The organism is Ruegeria sp. YTSA064, assembly GCF_059610325.1.
The window spans coordinates 83,657-101,592 of the sequence record NZ_JBXWNK010000007.1; the positions used below are offsets into that span (position 1 = coordinate 83,657).

Here is a 17,936-nt window from a genome sequence, read left to right on the forward strand (position 1 = left end):
GGAACGCATGACCACCATTTTGTCCATCCGCAATTTGCGGAAATCCTATGCCGATGGTTTTGAGGCGTTGAAAGGCGTGTCTCTGGACATTGAAGAAGGTGAGATTCTTGCGCTGTTGGGTCCGAATGGTGCTGGTAAAACAACGCTGATTTCCACTGTTTGCGGCATTACTACTCCGACATCAGGATCGGTTACCGTGGGGGGGCATGACATCCAGACCGAGTTTCGCGCGGCGCGAAAGATGATAGGACTGGTGCCGCAGGAGATCGCGCTGGAGCCGTTCGAGAAGGTTTGGAATACTGTTCGCTTCTCACGAGGGCTGTTCGGCCACGGGTCTGACAATGCCCGGATCGAAGAGATTTTGCGCAAGCTGTCCCTTTGGGACAAGCGCCGCAATTCAATCAAGGAGTTATCTGGCGGCATGAAGCGCCGCGTATTGATTGCCAAGGCTCTGGCGCATGAGCCACGGGTGCTGTTTCTGGATGAACCCACCGCTGGCGTCGATGTCGAATTGCGCAAGGACATGTGGGAGATCGTGGCCGAGCTGAAACAGGCTGGTGTCACCATCATCCTCACCACTCATTACATCGAAGAGGCCGAGGCGATTGCGGACCGTATCGGCGTCATCGATAAAGGTGAGCTTTTGCTGGTCCAGGATAAGGACACATTGATGGCGCAGATGGGTAAGAAACAGATCGAGGTCATGCTTACCGAACCTGTATCGGCCATTCCTGATAGCTTGTCCGAGCATAACCTGACTTTGAATGGGGCAGGGGATGCGTTGATCTATACCTACGATACCCATGCTGAGCGTACCGGGATCACCACTCTTCTTAATGATGTGGCGCAGGCTGGTCTGGTGTTGCGCGACGTTCAGACCCGTCAGTCGAGCCTTGAAGAGATATTTGTGAACCTCGTATCCGGAGAGCCCGCATGAATTGGTCTGCAATTGCCGCCATCTACCGGTTCGAAATGGCCCGGTTCTTCCGTACGCTCGCTCAAAGCTTTTTGTCGCCAGTGCTGTCGACCTCGCTTTACTTCGTGGTGTTTGGCACCGCGATCGGCAGTCGCATTCAAGAGATTGAGGGCGTTTCTTACGGCGCTTTCATTGTGCCGGGTCTCATCATGTTGTCTGTGGTGATGCTGTCGATCTCGAACGCATCTTTCGGCATATATTTCCCGAAGTTTCTGGGCACGATTTATGAGCTATTGTCGGCGCCGATCAATTTCATTGAGATTGTGATCGGATATGTGGGGGCAGCCGCAACCAAGGCGTTGTTCGTCGGCCTTGTCATTCTGGCCACCGCGACCTTCTTCGTCGATATACGCATAGAACACCCCTTTGCCATGGCGGCTTTCCTGATCCTGTCCTGTCTCAGCTTTTCGTTGCTGGGCTTTATCGTGGGTATCTGGGCCGGGAATTTTGAGCAGATGTCGTTGGTCCCTCAACTTGTCGTGACGCCCCTGATCTTTCTGGGCGGAACGTTCTACTCGATCTCGATGCTGCCGCCTCTCTGGCAAACGATCACGCTGTTTAACCCTGTGGTCTATCTGATTTCAGGCTTTCGCTGGTCGTTCTATGGAATCGCCGATGTACCCATTTTCTGGAGCCTTCTGGCCATACTTGCCTTCACCGGAATCTGCCTTGCAATCATCGGCTGGATCTTCAAAACCGGCTGGCGCATCCGCAGCTAGGGCGTTGCATTTTTGCCCATCAGGTGTGTGAAATTGGTTCACGTCGCGTTTATGGCGCTTCGGGTCTCTTGTTTACAGCCTCGGCGCCCTCTACATCGGCTTCCATGAAACTCAGCCTGCCCTTCCTGAAAAAGCAGCCCATGGTGGCCGTTGTTCGTCTGTCCGGTGCCGTCGGAATGGCAGGGCGCGGGTCGATGAATGCCACCGCCTTGGCGCCGGTACTGGAAAAAGCTTTTCGCAAAGGTAAGCCTGCTGCCGTAGCACTTGAGGTCAATTCACCGGGTGGATCGCCTGTTCAAAGCTCGTTGATTGGCGCGCGTATCCGGCGGCTGGCGGAAGAGCTTGATATTCCGGTCTATGCCTTCGTCGAAGATGTGGCCGCTTCAGGCGGATATTGGCTGGCAGCGTCGGCAGATGAGATTTGGGCTGATGACAGTTCGGTTTTGGGATCAATAGGCGTAATCTCATCTGGGTTCGGCGCGCATGTATTTCTGGCACGCCAGGGTTTTGAAAGACGTGTGCACACAGCGGGTCAGTCGAAATCGATGCTCGATCCGTTTGCCCCCGAAAAGAAAGACGACGTTGCACGGCTCAAAGTGCTGCTGGGCGATATCCACGAGAATTTCATTGATCACGTAAAGTCTCGCCGAGACGGCAAGCTGGATACCAGTGCTGATCTGTTCAATGGCGAGGTTTGGCTGGCGCGGCGTGCGCAAGAGTTGGGATTGATCGACGGGATTGCGCATCTGAAGCCCAAAATGCAGGAGAAGTTTGGCGATAAGGTCAAATTCCGCCGTTACGGGCTGCGCAAACCGATCTGGTCCCGTTTTGGGGCGACGATTGCGCAGGATGCCTTTGCCGGGCTTGAGGAGCGTGCTGCCTATGCGCGTTTCGGGTTGTGACGTGATCATCAAAATAGTCACACTGTTTCTGGTTGCCATGGGTGTTCTGGCGATGTTCGGAAAGCTCCGCTTTCCGGGTCAGAAACGGTTGGGTTCTGCAAAATGTTCACGTTGTGGGCGGTTTCAGATCGGTAAAGGCCCCTGTCCTTGTGAAACAGGAGGCCGTGGATGAGCGCGTGGCTGTTCTCTGGCCTTGGATTGCTGATCTTGCTGTTGGCAGGTGATGCGCTGGTCCGCGGGGCCGTGAACCTCAGCCTGCGATTGGGTGTGCCTGCGCTGATTGTCAGCCTTACGATCGTTGCCTTTGGCACCTCGGCACCTGAATTGTTGATCGCGATCAGTGCGATCAAAGAAAATGCTCCGGGGATAGCGCTGGGCAATGTTGTGGGGTCGAACACGGCGAATATTCTGTTGGTCCTAGGGCTTCCGGCGCTTTTGGCGACGTTGCACACAAGCGAATGTGACAGCAGAAAAAACTATATCTTCATGCTGCTCGCTTCGGTTCTGTTTATCGGGCTGGCATTTTGCGGGGTCTTTAATCTGCTCAGTGGGGCGATCTTGCTGGCAGCTTTGGCTCTGGTTCTCGCCAATGCCTTTCGCGAGGCGCATGCCCACCGCAAGGCCTGTGGTGAAGCCTGTGCTGATGACGACGAGTTGGACGGTCTGGAGGAAGCAGACCCCGACATGCCTTATTGGAAGGTAGCGGTTTATTTGGTCTTGGGCCTGATCGGTCTGCCAATGGGTGCCCATTTGTTGGTCGACAATGCAACCATCATCGCCCAGAGCTATGGCGTGAGCGAAACTGTGATCGGCTTGACCTTGATCGCGGTTGGCACATCCTTGCCGGAACTGGCGACTACGGTCATGGCGGCATTGCGTCGGCAGGCAGATGTGGCATTGGGCAATGTCATCGGATCGAACATGTTCAATCTGCTGGCCATTGTCGGTATCGCAACCCTGTTTGGGCGTATCCCGGTTGATCCTGAGTTTCTGCGCTTTGATCTCTGGGTGATGCTGGGTGCGTCGCTTTTGCTGGTCCCGTTTGTTTTCTTCAAAAAGGACATCACCCGGGTCTGGGGTTTGGTCCTGACGCTACTTTATGTGATCTATGTGGTTAGCCTTCTGGCCTGATCAGACCTGGGGAGAGAGCCCATGACCCAAGCACTGGTGACCGGAGCGGGAAAACGTCTTGGCCGCGCCATGGCACTATACCTGGCGCGGCGCGGGATGGATGTGGCTGTGCATTACGCAAGCTCGGAACGGGAAGCGCTGGACACAGTGAATGAAGTGCAAGCGCTGGGGCGAAAGTCAGTCGCTCTGCAGGCAGATCTGCTTGACGAAGCTCAGGTCAGTTCGTTGCTGCCCCGCTCGGTCGACGCGCTTTGCGGGCCGATAACTTGCCTCGTCAACAATGCCTCGATCTTTGAATATGACAATATTCATTCCGCTACGCGCAACAGTTGGGATCGCCACCTCGACAGCAATCTGCGCGCGCCATTTGTTCTGACGCAGGCCATGGCCGCACAGGGATTGCAGCCGACATTGGATGAACAGGGTGAGCCCCAGGCAGTGGGTCTGATTGTGAACATGGTGGACATGCGCGTTCGTAAACTGACGCCCGAGTTCATGTCGTATACGATCGCCAAGATGGGTTTATGGACCCTAACCCAAACCGCAGCTCAGGCATTGACACCTGCGATCCGCGTAAACGCAATCGGCCCGGGACCGACGATGCAGGGTCATCGACAAAGCGAAAAGCACTTTAACGCTCAACGCCGGAACACGATTCTTAAACGCGGCGCGAATCCTTCAGAAATCACTGCCGCGCTTGGCTATTTTCTGGATGCGCATTCGGTCACCGGTCAGCTTTTGTGCGTGGATGGCGGGCAGCATCTGGGCTGGCAGACGCCGGATGTACTGGGCGTAGAATAGGTAAAACTGCGGTAAGTTTTGCACCGCTCTCATTTACGTTACATGCACGTTACAAAAATGTCTTAATTTTCATACACTTGTCTCACATCAGAAAAAGTATCGTTTGAAAACAAATAGTTAAAATACTGCCTATTTTTTGTGCAGATTAACGAATAGGCAATGATTCAAGGGAAAATCACGATGCCCCAAAAGTTATCTGCATACTTATCCACAGAAGTCGTGGATTTGTTTTCTCTTGATCTAAGGGGCTCAAGATTGCAGCCATGGTCAGAGAATCATATCTCAGAGCCATGACAGCCAGCACCGACCCCGATTCATCAACACAAGCCACCGGCTATGCCTGCATTCAGCGCTATGTGAAAACGCTGGACAGCTCGCCGGGTGTTTACCGGATGCTGGATGCGGACAGTCGTGTCCTGTATGTCGGCAAGGCGCGGAATCTGAAGGCGCGGGTGTCGAACTATACGCGCCCGGGTCATTCGGGTCGGATCGAGAAGATGATTGCAGCGACTGCCTCGATGATGTTCCTGACCACGCGGACAGAGACCGAGGCACTGCTGCTGGAACAAAACCTGATCAAGCAGCTCAAGCCAAAATACAATGTGCTGCTGCGGGACGACAAAAGCTTTCCCAATATTTTGGTCGCCAAGGATCATGCCTTTCCGCAGATCAAGAAGCATCGCGGGGCCAAGAAGGAAAAAGGCGCCTATTTCGGGCCATTCGCCAGTGCTGGAGCCGTAAACCGGACGCTGAACCAGTTGCAGAAAGCATTCCTGCTGCGGAATTGTTCTGACTCAATGTTTGATAGCCGCACGCGGCCTTGCTTGCTCTACCAGATCAAGCGTTGTTCTGGGCCATGTGTTGGGCTGATTTCCGATGCGGACTATCGTGAAAGCGTAAAGGACGCCGAACGGTTTCTATCTGGCAGATCCACCAAGGTGCAGGAAGATTTGGCCGATCAGATGATGGCCGCGTCCGAGGCGATGGAATTCGAGCGCGCCGCTGGTCTGCGCGACCGAATCCGGGCGTTGACGCAGGTGCAGACCAGCCAGGGCATCAACCCGCGCGGTGTGGCTGAGGCGGATGTGATCGGCCTGTATATGGACGGCGGGCAGGCCTGCGTACAGGTGTTCTTTATCCGCGCCAATCAAAACTGGGGGAATAAGGACTTCTATCCGCGCGTTGGTGCGGACGTGTCTCCGGCAGAGGTGATGGAGGCGTTCCTGGGGCAATTCTACGACAATAAGGAACCGCCGCGTCAGTTGATCCTGTCTGATGCAATCGAAAACGCCGATCTGATGCAACAGGCGCTAACCGAAAAAGCCGGCCGTAAGGTTGAAATCAATGTGCCCCAGCGTGGCGAGAAACAGGAATTGGTGGCTGGTGCCTTACGCAATGCGCGTGAATCACTGGCCCGACGGATGTCAGAAAGTGCCACGCAGGCCAAATTGCTGCGGGGTGTGGCCGAGGCATTTGATCTGGACGCACCGCCGAACCGGATCGAGGTTTACGATAACTCTCACATACAAGGAACTAACGCAGTAGGGGGCATGATCGTCGCAGGTCCTGAAGGGTTCATGAAGAACGCTTACCGCAAGTTCAACATTCGTGGCGACGATCTGACCCCGGGTGATGATTTCGGCATGATGAAAGAGGTCCTGACCCGCCGTTTCACTCGCTTGCAAAAAGAAGACCCGGATCGCGATAAGGGGCTATGGCCTGACCTGCTGTTGATAGATGGCGGAGCCGGACAGGTGAGTGCTGTGCACGAGATCATGCAGGCGCATGGGGTCGAAGATATTCCAATGATCGGTGTCGCCAAAGGCGTGGATCGCGACCATGGCAAAGAAGAGTTCCATCGCATCGGCCAACGCCCCTTTGCCTTGAAACGCAATGATCCCGTATTGTACTTCATCCAGCGCCTAAGGGACGAGGCCCACCGCTTTGCCATCGGGACGCACCGTGCGAAACGGGCCAAAGCGGTTGGTGCTACGCCCTTGGATGAAATTCCCGGCGTCGGAGCTGCACGCAAACGTGCTCTGTTGGCTCATTTTGGCAGCGCCAAAGCTGTAAGCCGAGCCAATTTGGCAGACCTAAAAGCTGTCGAAGGTATCTCAGCCGGGCTGGCGCAGAAAGTCTATGATTTCTTCCACGACAAAGGTTAGGCTTTTCGCCCGCGCCAGAGAATATAAAGGCCGGAGGCCACGATCAGGGCGCTGCCAATCCACATTGTTTGATCCAATTGCTCTTTGAATAAGAACACACCCAGACCGATCCCGAACAGAAGCCGAGAATACCTAAAGGGTGTTACAGCTGAAACTTCGCCCGTCCGCATTGCTTTCATGAGTGACGCATAGGCGATCGTCCCAATCACTACTGCGGTCGCAATGTAGGCACCAGTACTGCCCGTCAAGGCTACCATCGGCGCGCCCTCGTAGAATCGATAGGCGATACCAGCAACCACGACCGAGAGGAACCCGTAGAACCCCAGCACGTCTGCACCCAGTGTCGCGGGCGCGGCGCGGCTCGCCAGATCGCGACCCGCAAATCCCAACATCCCGAACACCGCCAGAAGTGACAGCATCGTAAAACTATCGCCTGTTGGTCGGATGATGATGACGACACCGACCAGACCAATTGCAATCGCGCTCCAGCGTCGCCAGCCGACGGTTTCCCCAAAGAAAAGCGCCGCACTAGCAACCACGACCAGCGGCGTGGCCTGCAAAATCACTGTCGCAGATGAGAGTGGCGTCAGAGCGATTGCCAGCAAATAGAACATCCGTCCGAGGATCTCGAAAAAGACGCGAATTTTCATGGGCCGAGACAAGACATCGGGATGGAATAACCGCCCGCCGCGTAAGGTTGTGACGAATGCAAAAATCATTGATCCGCCCGTCCCAAACAGAAGCAAAACCTGCCAGATCGGCAAGTCAGCCGATGCGCCTTTTAGCAGCGCGTCTTCGATCGCGAACAAAGCCATGGCGGCGATCATCCAGGCGCTACCGATCAGGTTCGACCGGGGGTCGGTTTGGATCTGCGGTGTCATGTGGGGTTCAGGTACTTTCAGGTCGGACCATCCGCCAATCTGACTTCAATGTCTTGCGATGCCAAGATGAATCTGAAGACTTCTCTACTGTTGCGACTCTGTGACGTGCCACGTGCCAAACGCTTGTGTGCTGTGAGTTTTTCGCGACCTCATCTTTTATGTCTCGGGTCGGCGATGTAGGGTCCAAGCCATGAAATGGAACCTGCCGAATATTCTGACCGTCCTGCGCCTCGTGGCTGCGCCGGGTCTTGCCGTGATGTTTCTGTATTTCACGCGCCCCTATGCGGATTGGTTTGCGCTGATCCTGTTCCTGACTGCGGCCATCACTGATTGGTTCGACGGCTATCTTGCGCGGGCTTGGAAACAGGAAACCAAAATCGGGGCCATGCTGGACCCAATCGCCGATAAGGCGATGGTTGTGATCGCGTTGATGATCCTGGTGGGCTACTCGACCGAGCACTGGACGCCATGGCTGGTGCTGCCCGCAACGGTGATCCTCTTTCGCGAAGTCTTTGTTTCAGGTCTGCGGGAATATCTGGGTGATGTGGCCGGGACGCTAAAGGTCACAAAACTAGCCAAGTGGAAAACCACGGCGCAGATGGTGGCAATCGCGATCCTGTTTTCGCAGGGCATATTCGAACACCACTTCGTGATGGCCACGTTCGGCATGGACGCCACGACCATCGATCAGGTGTTGACCGGGCAGGTAGAGGATCTGGGCCACATGCGCTGGCATCTTGAAGGCATGTTCTGGTCTGGCCGTATTGGTCTGTGGCTGCTGTGGATCGCTGCGACGCTGACATTGATCACCGGCTATGACTACCTACGTAAAGCCATGCCCCACCTGAAGGAGAGCTAAGCAATGGACGTGCTGTATTTTGCCTGGGTGCGTGAACGCATCGGTCTGCCGAAAGAAAAGGTTGAGACGCAGGCCGCAACGGTGTCTGATCTGGTCGCCGAGCTTAGCGCGCGAGAGGACCGCTATGCGGCGGCCTTTGCCGATCTGTCTGCGCTGCGGGTGGCTCTGGATCAGGAATTGTCAGATTTTGACGCGTCACTGGCGGGAGTGCGCGAGGTCGCGTTTTTCCCACCCATGACCGGTGGTTAAATTGCGCATCTCGGTTCAGGAAGAAGAGTTCGATCTGGGTGCCGAGGCCAGTGCTTTTGCCGCCGGAGATGACGCCAATGGGGCCATCGTGACCTTCACAGGCGTCGTCCGTGATCTTGCTTCGGGCGATCTGGACGTGATGGAGATCGAGCACTACCCCGGAATGACCCAGCGCGCCTTGACCAAGATCGCCGAAGAGGCGCAGAAACGCTGGTCTTTGGGGGATGTGCTGGTGATCCACCGCCATGGGCGGCTTGCGCCGGGCGACCGGATCATGATGGTGGCCACCGCTGCACGGCACCGCAAGGATGCGTTCGAGGCGGCGGAATACCTGATGGACTACCTGAAATCCCGCGCTCCATTCTGGAAAAAGGAAATCACCTCGGACGGGGCCGAATGGGTCGCGGCCAAGGATGAGGACGAGGACGCGCTGACTCGGTGGTAAAGACTGGGTCCGGCACCCGTTGCCGGATGCCGAGATTGGGTTGATCGACTTAACTGCTTTGTTCCGTGTTGCAGGTCCGAGCAGCTTCGATCGCTTTCAGAGTGCCATCAAGGCTTACGGTGAATCCGGTTTCTTTTTCCGGGAAAACCGTCATCTCATATTTCTTCATGACGTCTTCGACAAATTGCGGATTGTTGGCCAGAATGTAGCCCCCTGTGTATCCTTCAGCGAGGTGCTTTGTCTTCTTGCGCGCTTCGGCCGAGTAAACGTTGCCGTCCAGCGATAGGATGATTTCCTCCTTTTTGCCTTTCAAGCCGATGTCGTTTTGTGTGAAGACGCCGAGATAACCCATCTCCTGATCTTTTGTCAGTCCCATCTGAACGACGTTGCTGTTACCGTCGACACGCTCGATCAGGCAGGACCCACGGGTTTCATCCACATAGATGGTCCAACCGGACTCTTCACCCCATTTTGTAAAGGTGTCATTCTCTGACGGGATCACATCGCTTGAGGCGACTGCAGCGGTCGTCACAAACATCCCAAGGATTGCGGCGGTCTTAAAAGTTGGTTTGAAAAACATAGTACACTCCAGTTTCTTGGATCGTGAACAGTTCAGTGCGCAGGCAAAAACACACCAATTCATATTATTGAATAAGTTGTGGAAATGAAGACAGTGCTCGCCTATCGGCCAAAATACGCCGATCTAAGCGTAGAAACAGGATTAGCTTTCTAGGTTGCCAAGATCAGTCTGCGTTGTTGATCCTACCACGCAGCTCTTCAGCCTCTTGCCGCGCGGCACGCAATCCCTCCATCGCTGCACTCAGTTCGGCTTCGGTCTGCGTTAGCTGGTTGGTCAGCTCCGCTTCGCGTTGCTGCAGATAGGTGATTGCTTGATCGCGCGTTTCCTCGGCCTCGTGCAACTCCTGGCTCATGCGATCCAGATCAGCCACGTCGCTTTGACGGACGCGCGACAGTCGATGTGCCAGCCAGTTCGCAAACCAGCCCATGCAGAAGGCAGCAAACAGGATGATAGCGGTGGCGATAACGAATTCGATTCTGTTCACTTTATTGGTCCTCTGAGCCTGCATCCTGGGCTTCGGCGTCCGGTGATTCTGCTTCTACGGCTTCAAGCCCGGTCTCAGTATCTGGCACAGGTTCAGGCCGGATCAGATGAAACTTGATGCGGCGGTTTATTTCACGGCCTTCTTCGGTGTCATTGTCCGCAATTGGCTGCGTCTCGCCATATCCGACCGCTGAAAAGCTTGAGGTGGGGACACGCCGACCACGTAGTTCGTTCAGGATAGATTGCGCACGCGCCTGGCTGAGTTGCTGGTTCATTTCCTCGCGACCCTGACTGTCGGTATGGCCCTGTATTTCCAATCGTATCGGGCCGCATTCGCGCAGGATGTCCGCGATCTGATTCAACGCATCGCGCGAGTCGGAGGCGACTGTCGCCGACCCTGGTTCGAAGGCGATTTTACTATTGCTTTGAACTTCGGCGATCTGTTCTTCGCAAACCTCCGGATCTGGCAGCGCATCTTGAGGCGCTGGCGGTTCAACATAGGTGATCGACAGGTTGAAATCCTGAGCGTCGCCCAGCTTGTCCGATAGCAATCCAGCGATCCGCGCCTTTGCATCGGGATCGTGGCTGACCCCTGTCAGCGAAACGTCGTCTGGCGTTACAGTCAATGCTCCGTTGTGTAGATGAGATAAGGCATCGAGCCCGGCCAGAACCCGAACGGGCCAATCGGTTGGCAGGTCCTGAACCACACGGGTGGCGGTGTAAACCTGCGTTGATCCAAAGGCGGCGCGGGCGAAACTGTCGGTCATGTCGCGTAAGGTCTCGTCACTGACACGGCCACGCAACTGCACCAGACCTTCAGGGCTGAGGGTGGCGTTGAATTCAATCGGTCCAGCGGGATCGTCGGGCTCGGGTTCAGGCAGTACTGCATGAAGGGCGAATACGTCGGGAAGCGCGTTTTCCAATTCCCCCACAACACGATCAAACAAGATGGGGCTGGTATCTTGGGCCGCTACCAACGTGATGTCGGCATCCGACATGGTGACCGACCCCTGTCCAATCTCGGCCAGTGCCAAGATGCTTAGCTGTGCAGCATTAGACCAGCGAGGCGAAGGAACCCCCAGCCCGATTGTACAGGAATATTGCCCGGTCAAACCAGCCTCGCGCGCGGTGGCGACGATCAGCTCCCGCGCGTCTTCACTCTGAGCAGAGCAGGCATCAAACTGTCCGCCGTTTTCATCTATCAGATAGCGGAGCGTAAACGGCGTGATAACGGGGCGGGGCGCCGAGATGGAAAGGCCGATTCGCAGTCCGGGCGGTGCGGCACGGCTCAGGTCTTGTTCCAGCCTGTCTTTCTCCTGCTGGCTATCGGCGATGGCGGTGATACGTACCAATCCAGGGCTGGCGGAAATCTTGGCACGGGGCAGGCCAGAAAGTGCCACGATCGCATAATCTATGGCTTGATCCCATCCCTTGGGTTCGGCGTAGTCCGCGCTTTCCATCAGATCAGAAACGGATGAGTTCTGATCAAGTCGCTGCAACCTGTCGATCAGGTCGTCGCGATCCAAGCTCGCGGGCACGAGGCCGATGATTGTTATGCCGCTGTCATTGCGCAATATCTCGGCCGAAAAACGGGGCGGGGTCAGGTCGGCGGTGGGCGCGACCTCCATCTCATCGATTACACGCGAGGTATCAACTTCGGTTCCGGCGGCGGTCAGTGCGTTGAACCGGGTAGCTTCATCCGGGGCAGTACCAGTCAATACAACACGCAACCCATCGGATTGGACCTCGGCCCAGTCATGGCCCTTGAGATTCAAAGCCCGACGTACTGCAAACTCCGATGCATCTTCTATCTTTGTCACTGCATAGCTCGCCGCCACCAGAGACAGCACGGCGGTCACCGCAAAGATCAACGCAACGGCAAGAGCGTAAGGCATGCGCATAGGTGGGATCGAAACTCCTCGGGCGGTTGGTTCCGGACTCATACAGAGCCCATCACGGAGGTGCAATCAGAGCAAAAGGGCGACGCAGAGGAAGATCAGCGGAATCAAGCCGGTGTCGCGATTGGCCCGAAACAGTTGCAGCAATTTGGCGTTGTCTTCCGTGTCTAACCCCCTCAATTGCCAGGCAAGGTGCCATCCCATCGCCCAAGGCCCGCTTAGCGCTACGACCAATGCAAGGACCGACGCCTCCGGCAATGCCGCATCGATAATCGCAAGTCCCATCAGACTGACCGTTCCTATCAGAAAATATTTGAGCCAACGCGCGGTATCGGTTCCGAACAGTCGGGCAGTGGATTTGATTCCGATCAGTTCGTCGTCCTCTGCATCCTGATGGGCATAGATCGTGTCATAAAACAGGGTCCAGGCAATGCCTGACAGATAGAGCATGATGGCGGGCCGGCCGACCGTTCCGGTATGTGCTGCCCATGCCAGCAATGCGCCCCAGTTAAAGGCCAGCCCCAGAAAAATCTGTGGCCACCAAGTAAACCGTTTCGCAAATGGATAGATCGTGACGGGAAGCAACGATAAAACACCCATTGCAATGGCGGCCTGGTTGAAAGTCAGAAGAATCGCCAGTGCCAACAAGCATTGCAACACCATCCAGAACACTGCCTGACGCACACTGACCTGACCCGATGGTATTGGGCGCGAGCGGGTGCGCTCGACCTTCCCGTCGAACTCCCGATCGGTGATGTCATTCCACGTACAGCCCGCGCCGCGCATCAGGAAGGCTCCGATGGCGCAACCGATGGCGATCCAAAGATCCTCCCATCGGGGTTGCCCGTCGCTGAGGATGGCCAGTGCCAGACCCCACCAGCAGGGAATCAGCAACAACCATGTGCCAATAGGCCGATCAGCCCGGCTGAGCCGCAGGTAAGGGCGCGCAAAGGTGGGTGCGTACGTGTCGACCCAGTTGCCGGTCGCGGCATCGGCGACCTGACCGTCTGGTGTTGGGGCATTGCCTTGCATATGTAGGGTCTCATGACTGCGAAGATCAGATTGTATGTAGAGCACCCTTTAGGTCCGGGGCAATCGGTTCCTTTGACGCGCGAACAGGCCCATTACCTGTTCGGTGTCATGCGCTTGTCGGTTGGCAGGCAGGTTGCCCTGTTCAACGGGCAGGATGGAGAGTGGCTGTCCGATGTCGCCGAGGCGAGCAAACGTGGCGGCCTACTGTCCTGTGCAGAGCAAACGAAGCCGCTGCAACTGCCGCCCGATCTGTGGCTGCTCTTCGCGCCGATTAAAAAGGCGCGGACCGATTTCATCGTTGAAAAAGCAGCTGAAATGGGCGCTGCGCGGATTATGCCGGTACAGACAGGGTTCACCAATTCCGAGCGTATTCGGCAGGATCGGCTGCAAGCGCATGCGGTGGAAGCAGCGGAACAATGTGGCGGGACCTTCGTGCCAGAGGTCACTGAATTGCAGCGACTGGACCGCGTGCTTGATGCATGGCCTGAAGATCGTCAGTTGATGTTCTGTGACGAGGCCGAGGTTGGCTCGGCCCTGCGATTGGCCGAAAACGAACCAGGTCAGCCATGGGCCATCCTCATTGGCCCAGAGGGTGGTTTTTCCGACCACGAACGCAAGCGACTGAAGGCGTTGCCCTATGCTCATGTGGTCAGCCTCGGCCCCCGTATCCTGCGTGCCGATACGGCCGCTGTTGCTGCGATGACCATGTGGCAGCAGGCACTGGGGGATTGGTCTTGATGTGGCGGCCGGCACAGGAAACGGACCTGCCGGATATTGACGCATTTCTATCCCAGCACATCCAGACATCCATGTTTCCGTTGGCTAATCTGCGAGATTTCGGTCTGCGTAAATTGCATCCCCGGTCGTTGAAAGCCTGGGTGCTTGGCGATCCGTTTCGCGCTGTCTTTGCCATCACCAACGAAGGTATGATCCTGTCACAATGTCCGAACTGTTCGGATGATGAGCTTGCTGAGGCCATAAGCCTGATCCGAGGGCACGCTCTGTTTGGCATTGCCTCGGAAGCCACGCAGGCGCGGTGCCTCATGCAGCTTGGTGGCTGGGAAGACCGGCCCGCGACGCTTAACAGTGATGAGCCGGGGTTTTCGCTGGAGCTGGATCAGCTTCGCATTCCAGACGTTTCAGGCGCCCGTCTGGTTCCTCTGGATGAAGTCGACAGGGCAATCACCGAGAACTGGCGGCACGACTATCTGATCGAGGCCATGGATTTTGCTCCCGACAGGGCAAAAACACAGGCAGGCGAAGATTTCGAAGCTTATTGCACGCGCGATTCCCACCGGGTTCTTCTGGTCAACGATCGGCCCGTCGCCATGACAGGCTTCAATGCGCGCCTGCCCGAGATCGTACAGATCGGAGGGGTCTACACGCCACCCGAATTGCGTGGCCGTGGTTATGCGCGTCTCGCTGTTGCCTTGCATCTGTCCGAGGCGCGGGACGCTGGAGTTTCACGTTCAGTTCTGTTTGCCGCTTCCGATTCCGCCGCGCGTGCTTATATGGCTATTGGGTTCCAACCAGCGGGCTATTTCTCGCTGATCTTGTTCACAAACCCGGAGGACACAGCATGAGTTTCATCCGACCAGAAGCCAAACTGGCCATGTGGCGCTGGCGCGAAGTGCTGGTTGCTGGATTTGTCCTGCTGCTGGGCCTGAGCTGGATCAACGGACCCGGTGGATTGCTGGGCTGGTTGGGTTGGATTTTGGTGGTCGTTTCGATTGCACTGGCCGTAATCGGATTACAGCGTGCGCGCTTTCGCACCGGTGCAGGTGGTCCGGGTGTTGTGACCATCGATGAAGGCCAGATCACCTATCTTGGCCCTTTAGATGGCGGGATCGTTGCTGCGCGCGAAATCGAACGACTTGCGCTGGACCCAACCGCGCGCCCAGCTCTTTGGGTTCTGGACCAGCCGGGGCAACCGACTCTTCACATTCCGGTGAACGCCGAAGGGGCTGAGGCTCTGTTTGATGTGTTTTCGAACCTGCCAGGGTTGAAAACTGAACAAATGCTGTCGGAACTCAACGGTGGATCAGCGCATCCTGTTGTGATTTGGGAACGGACGCCCTCGCGCCCGGCTCATCTCAGGCTGCATTGACACTGGCGCGGTTTGCGCTCAGGACTGACCTTCAAGACAGACATATCAGGATCGGAGCACGGGTAACATGTCCATCCCCCAGTCCGGCGGCGGACCGATCGAACGCCATGAGCAACTGGCCGAATATCTGGAATCGGGCTGCAAGCCCAAGGATGATTGGCGCATTGGCACCGAGCATGAGAAGTTCGGATATTGTAAAGACACGCTGAAACCGCTGCCGTTTGAAGGCAAACGGTCCATCGTGGCTGTGCTGGAAGGGTTGCGTGATCGTCATGGTTGGGCCGAGGTGCGCGAAGCCGGGCATCTGATCGGGCTTGAGAAGGATGGTGCGAACGTCAGCTTGGAGCCGGGTGGCGCGTTGGAGCTGTCGGGTGCTCCGCTTGAGACGATCCACGAGACCTGCGATGAGGTGAATATCCACCTGCGTGAGGTGAAGGATATAGCTGATGAGATCGGCGTAGGATTTATCGGTCTGGGTGCGGCTCCTATCTGGACCCATGACGAGATGCCGCTGATGCCCAAAGGCCGTTACCGGCTGATGAACGACTATATGGAGAAAGTCGGCACCATGGGCCGCGCCATGATGCGGCGCACCTGCACGGTTCAGGTCAATATCGACTTTGGGTCCGAGGCGGACATGGTGCAGAAACTGCGCGTCGCACTGGCCCTGCAGCCGGTGGCGACGGCGCTGTTTGCGAATTCTCCGTTCTTCGAGGGCAAGGTGAACGGCCAGAAAAGCTGGCGCAGTTATATCTGGCGCCATCTGGATGATGCGCGAACCGGTATGCTGCCCTTTGTGTTCGAAGAGGGTTTCGGGTTCGAACGCTATGTACAATATGCGCTCGATGTACCGATGTATTTCGTCTATCGCGACGGGCAATATATCAACGCGCTGGGCATGTCATTCCGCGACTTCCTGCAGGGCAAACTGCCTGCACTGCCCGGTGAGACGCCGACTCTGTCCGATTGGGCAGATCACCTGACCACGGCCTTCCCCGAGGCGCGGATTAAGAAATTCATGGAGATGCGCGGTGCCGATGGTGGCCCATGGCGCAGGCTTTGTGCGCTGCCGGCCTTCTGGGTCGGTCTGACCTATGACCAAACCGCGCTGGATGCCGCTTGGGATCTGGCCAAAGGCTGGGATGCCGAAACGCGCGAAGCGCTGCGGGTTGAGGCTGCCAAGGATGGTCTGCAAGCGCAGGTTGGCAACATCAACATGCATGATCTGGCGCGCGAAGTGGTCTCGATTGCCGAGGCCGGTCTGGCGTCGCGCGCGCGCCCCGGCGCAGGTGGTCTGGTGCAGGACGAGACGCATTTCCTGAACGCGCTAAAGGACAGCATCGATACGGGCAAGGTTCCCGCTGATGAGTTGCTGGATCACTACAATGGCGACTGGAATGGCGATCTGACCCGGATTTATCCCGAATACAGCTATTGATCCCCACCGTCCCGCTTGCATTCGCGGGGCGGGGCCGATAGCAGGTTGGCGACCAAATTCAGAGGGCGTCATGGACGATCTTAAGGCAAAATATCTGGGCCAAATCGCCGAAGCTGGCGATGAAAACGCGCTTGAGGCGATCCGCGTCGCTGCCGTGGGCAAAAAAGGCGAGGTCGCGCTGAAGATGCGCGAGCTGGGCAAGATGACGCCCGAGGAACGCCAGGTTGCTGGCCCAGCGCTGAACGCCCTGAAGGATGAGATCAACTCGGCCCTGTCGGCCAAGAAAGCAGCGCTTGCTGATGCGGCGCTGGATGAGCGTCTGCGCACCGAATGGCTGGACGTCACCCTGCCGACCCGCGCGCGCCGTCAGGGTTCGATCCACCCGGTCAGCCAGGCGACCGAGGAATTGACCGCGATCTTTGCCGAACTGGGCTTCTCGGTGGCCGAAGGGCCGCGGATCGAGACCGACTGGCACAACTTTGATGCCCTGAACATCCCCGGCCACCACCCCGCGCGGGCTGAGATGGACACGTTCTACATGCACCGCGCCGAGGGTGATAACCGTCCGCCGCACGTGCTGCGCACCCATACCTCTCCGGTTCAGATTCGCTCGATGGAGCTGCAGGGCGCGCCGATCCGCGTGATCTGCCCGGGCGGCGTCTACCGCGCCGATTATGACCAGACCCACACGCCGATGTTCCATCAGGTCGAGGGGCTGGCCATCGACAAGGACATCTCGATGGCCAACCTAAAATGGGTTCTGGAAGAGTTCGTGAAAGCGTTCTTCGAGGTCGACGATGTCGAACTGCGCTTCCGCGCCTCGCACTTCCCCTTTACCGAGCCGTCGGCCGAGGTCGATATCCGCTGTTCCTGGGATAACGGTCAGCTGAAGATCGGCGAGGGCGACGACTGGATGGAGATTCTGGGCTCGGGCATGGTCCACCCCAAGGTAATCGCCGCCGGTGGCATCGACCCCGAGGTCTATCAGGGCTTTGCCTTTGGTATCGGCATCGACCGTCTGGCGATGCTGAAGTACGGCATTCCGGATTTGCGGGCGTTTTTTGATTCAGATTTGCGGTGGTTGCGGCACTACGGATTTGCAGCGCTGGATATGCCGAACCTGCATGGTGGTTTGTCGCGGTAGGTAGATCATTGGACGACTGGCTGACGTTATATCGTGATTGGTGGAAGCTTAGGGTTTCCAAACAGCCGCTTCATTGGTTCATATGTTTGTTCTTCGCGGTGTTTATTCCACCAACACTTGTATCTT

At 56.7% G+C, this 17,936-nt stretch carries 19 protein-coding genes; 14 read left to right on the forward strand and 5 right to left on the reverse strand.

The window, feature by feature from the left end:
• Positions 1-7: 7 nt before the first annotated feature.
• From AC2FI7_RS11935 to uvrC, 6 genes are all read left to right on the forward strand, one after another.
• Positions 8-937, forward strand: coding sequence for an ABC transporter ATP-binding protein (locus AC2FI7_RS11935; RefSeq protein WP_496816072.1), 930 nt, complete (start codon positions 8-10; stop codon positions 935-937).
• Positions 934-1,695, forward strand: coding sequence for an ABC transporter permease (locus tag AC2FI7_RS11940; RefSeq protein WP_010443573.1), 762 nt, complete (start codon positions 934-936; stop codon positions 1,693-1,695). The genes AC2FI7_RS11935 and AC2FI7_RS11940 overlap by 4 nt, the downstream gene beginning before the upstream one ends.
• 104 nt (positions 1,696-1,799) lie before the next feature.
• Complete coding sequence (locus AC2FI7_RS11945; RefSeq protein WP_496816073.1) at positions 1,800-2,597, forward strand: S49 family peptidase; 798 nt, start codon at positions 1,800-1,802, stop codon at positions 2,595-2,597.
• 168 nt (positions 2,598-2,765) lie between these two features.
• The gene (locus AC2FI7_RS11950; protein WP_496816074.1) at positions 2,766-3,728 is read left to right on the forward strand and encodes a calcium/sodium antiporter; all 963 of its coding nucleotides are present in this window, start codon (positions 2,766-2,768) and stop codon (positions 3,726-3,728) included.
• 21 nt (positions 3,729-3,749) lie between these two features.
• Positions 3,750-4,529 carry an SDR family oxidoreductase gene (locus AC2FI7_RS11955; RefSeq protein WP_496816075.1) on the forward strand — a complete coding sequence of 260 codons (780 nt, stop codon included), beginning with the start codon at positions 3,750-3,752 and terminating at the stop codon, positions 4,527-4,529.
• A gap of 290 nt (positions 4,530-4,819) precedes the next feature.
• The gene (gene uvrC / locus AC2FI7_RS11960) at positions 4,820-6,694 is read left to right on the forward strand and encodes an excinuclease ABC subunit UvrC (RefSeq protein ID WP_010443578.1); all 1,875 of its coding nucleotides are present in this window, start codon (positions 4,820-4,822) and stop codon (positions 6,692-6,694) included.
• Here the strand turns inward: uvrC and AC2FI7_RS11965 are convergent.
• The gene (locus tag AC2FI7_RS11965; RefSeq protein ID WP_496816076.1) at positions 6,691-7,575 is read right to left on the reverse strand and encodes a DMT family transporter; all 885 of its coding nucleotides are present in this window, start codon (positions 7,573-7,575) and stop codon (positions 6,691-6,693) included. The two genes, uvrC and AC2FI7_RS11965, sit on opposite strands and share 4 nt — an antisense overlap.
• 190 nt (positions 7,576-7,765) lie before the next feature.
• On the opposite strand from AC2FI7_RS11965, the gene pgsA reads away from it, so the two are divergent.
• The 3 genes from pgsA to AC2FI7_RS11980 are packed head-to-tail and all read left to right on the forward strand — an operon-like array spanning position 7,766 to position 9,128.
• Complete coding sequence (gene pgsA, locus AC2FI7_RS11970; protein WP_010443580.1) at positions 7,766-8,434, forward strand: CDP-diacylglycerol--glycerol-3-phosphate 3-phosphatidyltransferase; 669 nt, start codon at positions 7,766-7,768, stop codon at positions 8,432-8,434.
• A 3-nt stretch (positions 8,435-8,437) separates the two neighbouring features.
• Positions 8,438-8,683, forward strand: a complete 246-nt coding sequence (gene moaD, locus AC2FI7_RS11975; protein ID WP_010443581.1) for a molybdopterin converting factor subunit 1 — start codon at positions 8,438-8,440, stop codon at positions 8,681-8,683.
• Between the two features lies 1 nt (position 8,684).
• Positions 8,685-9,128, forward strand: a complete 444-nt coding sequence (locus tag AC2FI7_RS11980) for a molybdenum cofactor biosynthesis protein MoaE (RefSeq protein WP_010443582.1) — start codon at positions 8,685-8,687, stop codon at positions 9,126-9,128.
• 49 nt (positions 9,129-9,177) lie between these two features.
• Here the strand turns inward: AC2FI7_RS11980 and AC2FI7_RS11985 are convergent, their stop codons facing one another.
• From AC2FI7_RS11985 to ubiA, 4 genes are all read right to left on the reverse strand, one after another.
• Entirely contained in the window at positions 9,178-9,708 is a 531-nt protein-coding gene (locus AC2FI7_RS11985; RefSeq protein WP_010443583.1) for a hypothetical protein, read from the reverse strand.
• A gap of 163 nt (positions 9,709-9,871) precedes the next feature.
• On the reverse strand, positions 9,872-10,192 hold the full coding sequence (locus AC2FI7_RS11990) for a hypothetical protein (RefSeq protein WP_010443584.1): 321 nt from the start codon (positions 10,190-10,192) through the stop codon (positions 9,872-9,874).
• A 1-nt stretch (position 10,193) separates the two neighbouring features.
• Positions 10,194-12,092, reverse strand: a complete 1,899-nt coding sequence (locus tag AC2FI7_RS11995; protein WP_496816117.1) for an OmpA family protein — start codon at positions 12,090-12,092, stop codon at positions 10,194-10,196.
• A 66-nt stretch (positions 12,093-12,158) separates the two neighbouring features.
• Positions 12,159-13,121, reverse strand: a complete 963-nt coding sequence (ubiA, locus tag AC2FI7_RS12000; protein ID WP_010443586.1) for a 4-hydroxybenzoate octaprenyltransferase — start codon at positions 13,119-13,121, stop codon at positions 12,159-12,161.
• A 12-nt stretch (positions 13,122-13,133) separates the two neighbouring features.
• On the opposite strand from ubiA, the gene AC2FI7_RS12005 reads away from it, so the two are divergent.
• From AC2FI7_RS12005 to pheS, 5 genes are all read left to right on the forward strand, one after another.
• The gene (locus AC2FI7_RS12005) at positions 13,134-13,859 is read left to right on the forward strand and encodes a 16S rRNA (uracil(1498)-N(3))-methyltransferase (RefSeq protein WP_010443587.1); all 726 of its coding nucleotides are present in this window, start codon (positions 13,134-13,136) and stop codon (positions 13,857-13,859) included.
• Complete coding sequence (locus AC2FI7_RS12010; protein WP_496816077.1) at positions 13,859-14,704, forward strand: GNAT family N-acetyltransferase; 846 nt, start codon at positions 13,859-13,861, stop codon at positions 14,702-14,704. Before AC2FI7_RS12005 ends, AC2FI7_RS12010 begins: the two co-directional genes overlap by 1 nt.
• Entirely contained in the window at positions 14,701-15,228 is a 528-nt protein-coding gene (locus tag AC2FI7_RS12015) for a hypothetical protein (protein ID WP_010443589.1), read from the forward strand. The genes AC2FI7_RS12010 and AC2FI7_RS12015 overlap by 4 nt, the downstream gene beginning before the upstream one ends.
• Positions 15,229-15,295: 67 nt before the next feature.
• Complete coding sequence (locus AC2FI7_RS12020) at positions 15,296-16,666, forward strand: glutamate--cysteine ligase (protein ID WP_010443590.1); 1,371 nt, start codon at positions 15,296-15,298, stop codon at positions 16,664-16,666.
• 70 nt (positions 16,667-16,736) lie between these two features.
• Positions 16,737-17,810, forward strand: coding sequence for a phenylalanine--tRNA ligase subunit alpha (gene pheS / locus AC2FI7_RS12025; RefSeq protein ID WP_010443591.1), 1,074 nt, complete (start codon positions 16,737-16,739; stop codon positions 17,808-17,810).
• The last annotated feature ends 126 nt before the right edge of the window (positions 17,811-17,936 follow it).

Bases quoted from the DNA above. Each gene is read 5' to 3' on its own strand.
- uvrC (WP_010443578.1), top strand. From the start codon at position 4,820: ATGACAGCCAGCACCGACCCCGATTCATCAACACAAGCCACCGGCTAT.
- AC2FI7_RS11965 (WP_496816076.1), bottom strand. From the start codon at position 7,575: ATGACACCGCAGATCCAAACCGACCCCCGGTCGAACCTGATCGGTAGC.
- pheS (WP_010443591.1), top strand. From the start codon at position 16,737: ATGGACGATCTTAAGGCAAAATATCTGGGCCAAATCGCCGAAGCTGGC.
- AC2FI7_RS11985 (WP_010443583.1), bottom strand. From the start codon at position 9,708: ATGTTTTTCAAACCAACTTTTAAGACCGCCGCAATCCTTGGGATGTTT.
- AC2FI7_RS11945 (WP_496816073.1), top strand. From the start codon at position 1,800: ATGAAACTCAGCCTGCCCTTCCTGAAAAAGCAGCCCATGGTGGCCGTT.
- AC2FI7_RS12015 (WP_010443589.1), top strand. From the start codon at position 14,701: ATGAGTTTCATCCGACCAGAAGCCAAACTGGCCATGTGGCGCTGGCGC.
- AC2FI7_RS11950 (WP_496816074.1), top strand. From the start codon at position 2,766: ATGAGCGCGTGGCTGTTCTCTGGCCTTGGATTGCTGATCTTGCTGTTG.
- AC2FI7_RS11935 (WP_496816072.1), top strand. From the start codon at position 8: ATGACCACCATTTTGTCCATCCGCAATTTGCGGAAATCCTATGCCGAT.
- ubiA (WP_010443586.1), bottom strand. From the start codon at position 13,121: ATGCAAGGCAATGCCCCAACACCAGACGGTCAGGTCGCCGATGCCGCG.
- AC2FI7_RS11940 (WP_010443573.1), top strand. From the start codon at position 934: ATGAATTGGTCTGCAATTGCCGCCATCTACCGGTTCGAAATGGCCCGG.
- moaD (WP_010443581.1), top strand. From the start codon at position 8,438: ATGGACGTGCTGTATTTTGCCTGGGTGCGTGAACGCATCGGTCTGCCG.
- AC2FI7_RS12020 (WP_010443590.1), top strand. From the start codon at position 15,296: ATGTCCATCCCCCAGTCCGGCGGCGGACCGATCGAACGCCATGAGCAA.
- pgsA (WP_010443580.1), top strand. From the start codon at position 7,766: ATGAAATGGAACCTGCCGAATATTCTGACCGTCCTGCGCCTCGTGGCT.
- AC2FI7_RS11995 (WP_496816117.1), bottom strand. From the start codon at position 12,092: ATGCGCATGCCTTACGCTCTTGCCGTTGCGTTGATCTTTGCGGTGACC.
- AC2FI7_RS12005 (WP_010443587.1), top strand. From the start codon at position 13,134: ATGACTGCGAAGATCAGATTGTATGTAGAGCACCCTTTAGGTCCGGGG.
- AC2FI7_RS11955 (WP_496816075.1), top strand. From the start codon at position 3,750: ATGACCCAAGCACTGGTGACCGGAGCGGGAAAACGTCTTGGCCGCGCC.
- AC2FI7_RS12010 (WP_496816077.1), top strand. From the start codon at position 13,859: ATGTGGCGGCCGGCACAGGAAACGGACCTGCCGGATATTGACGCATTT.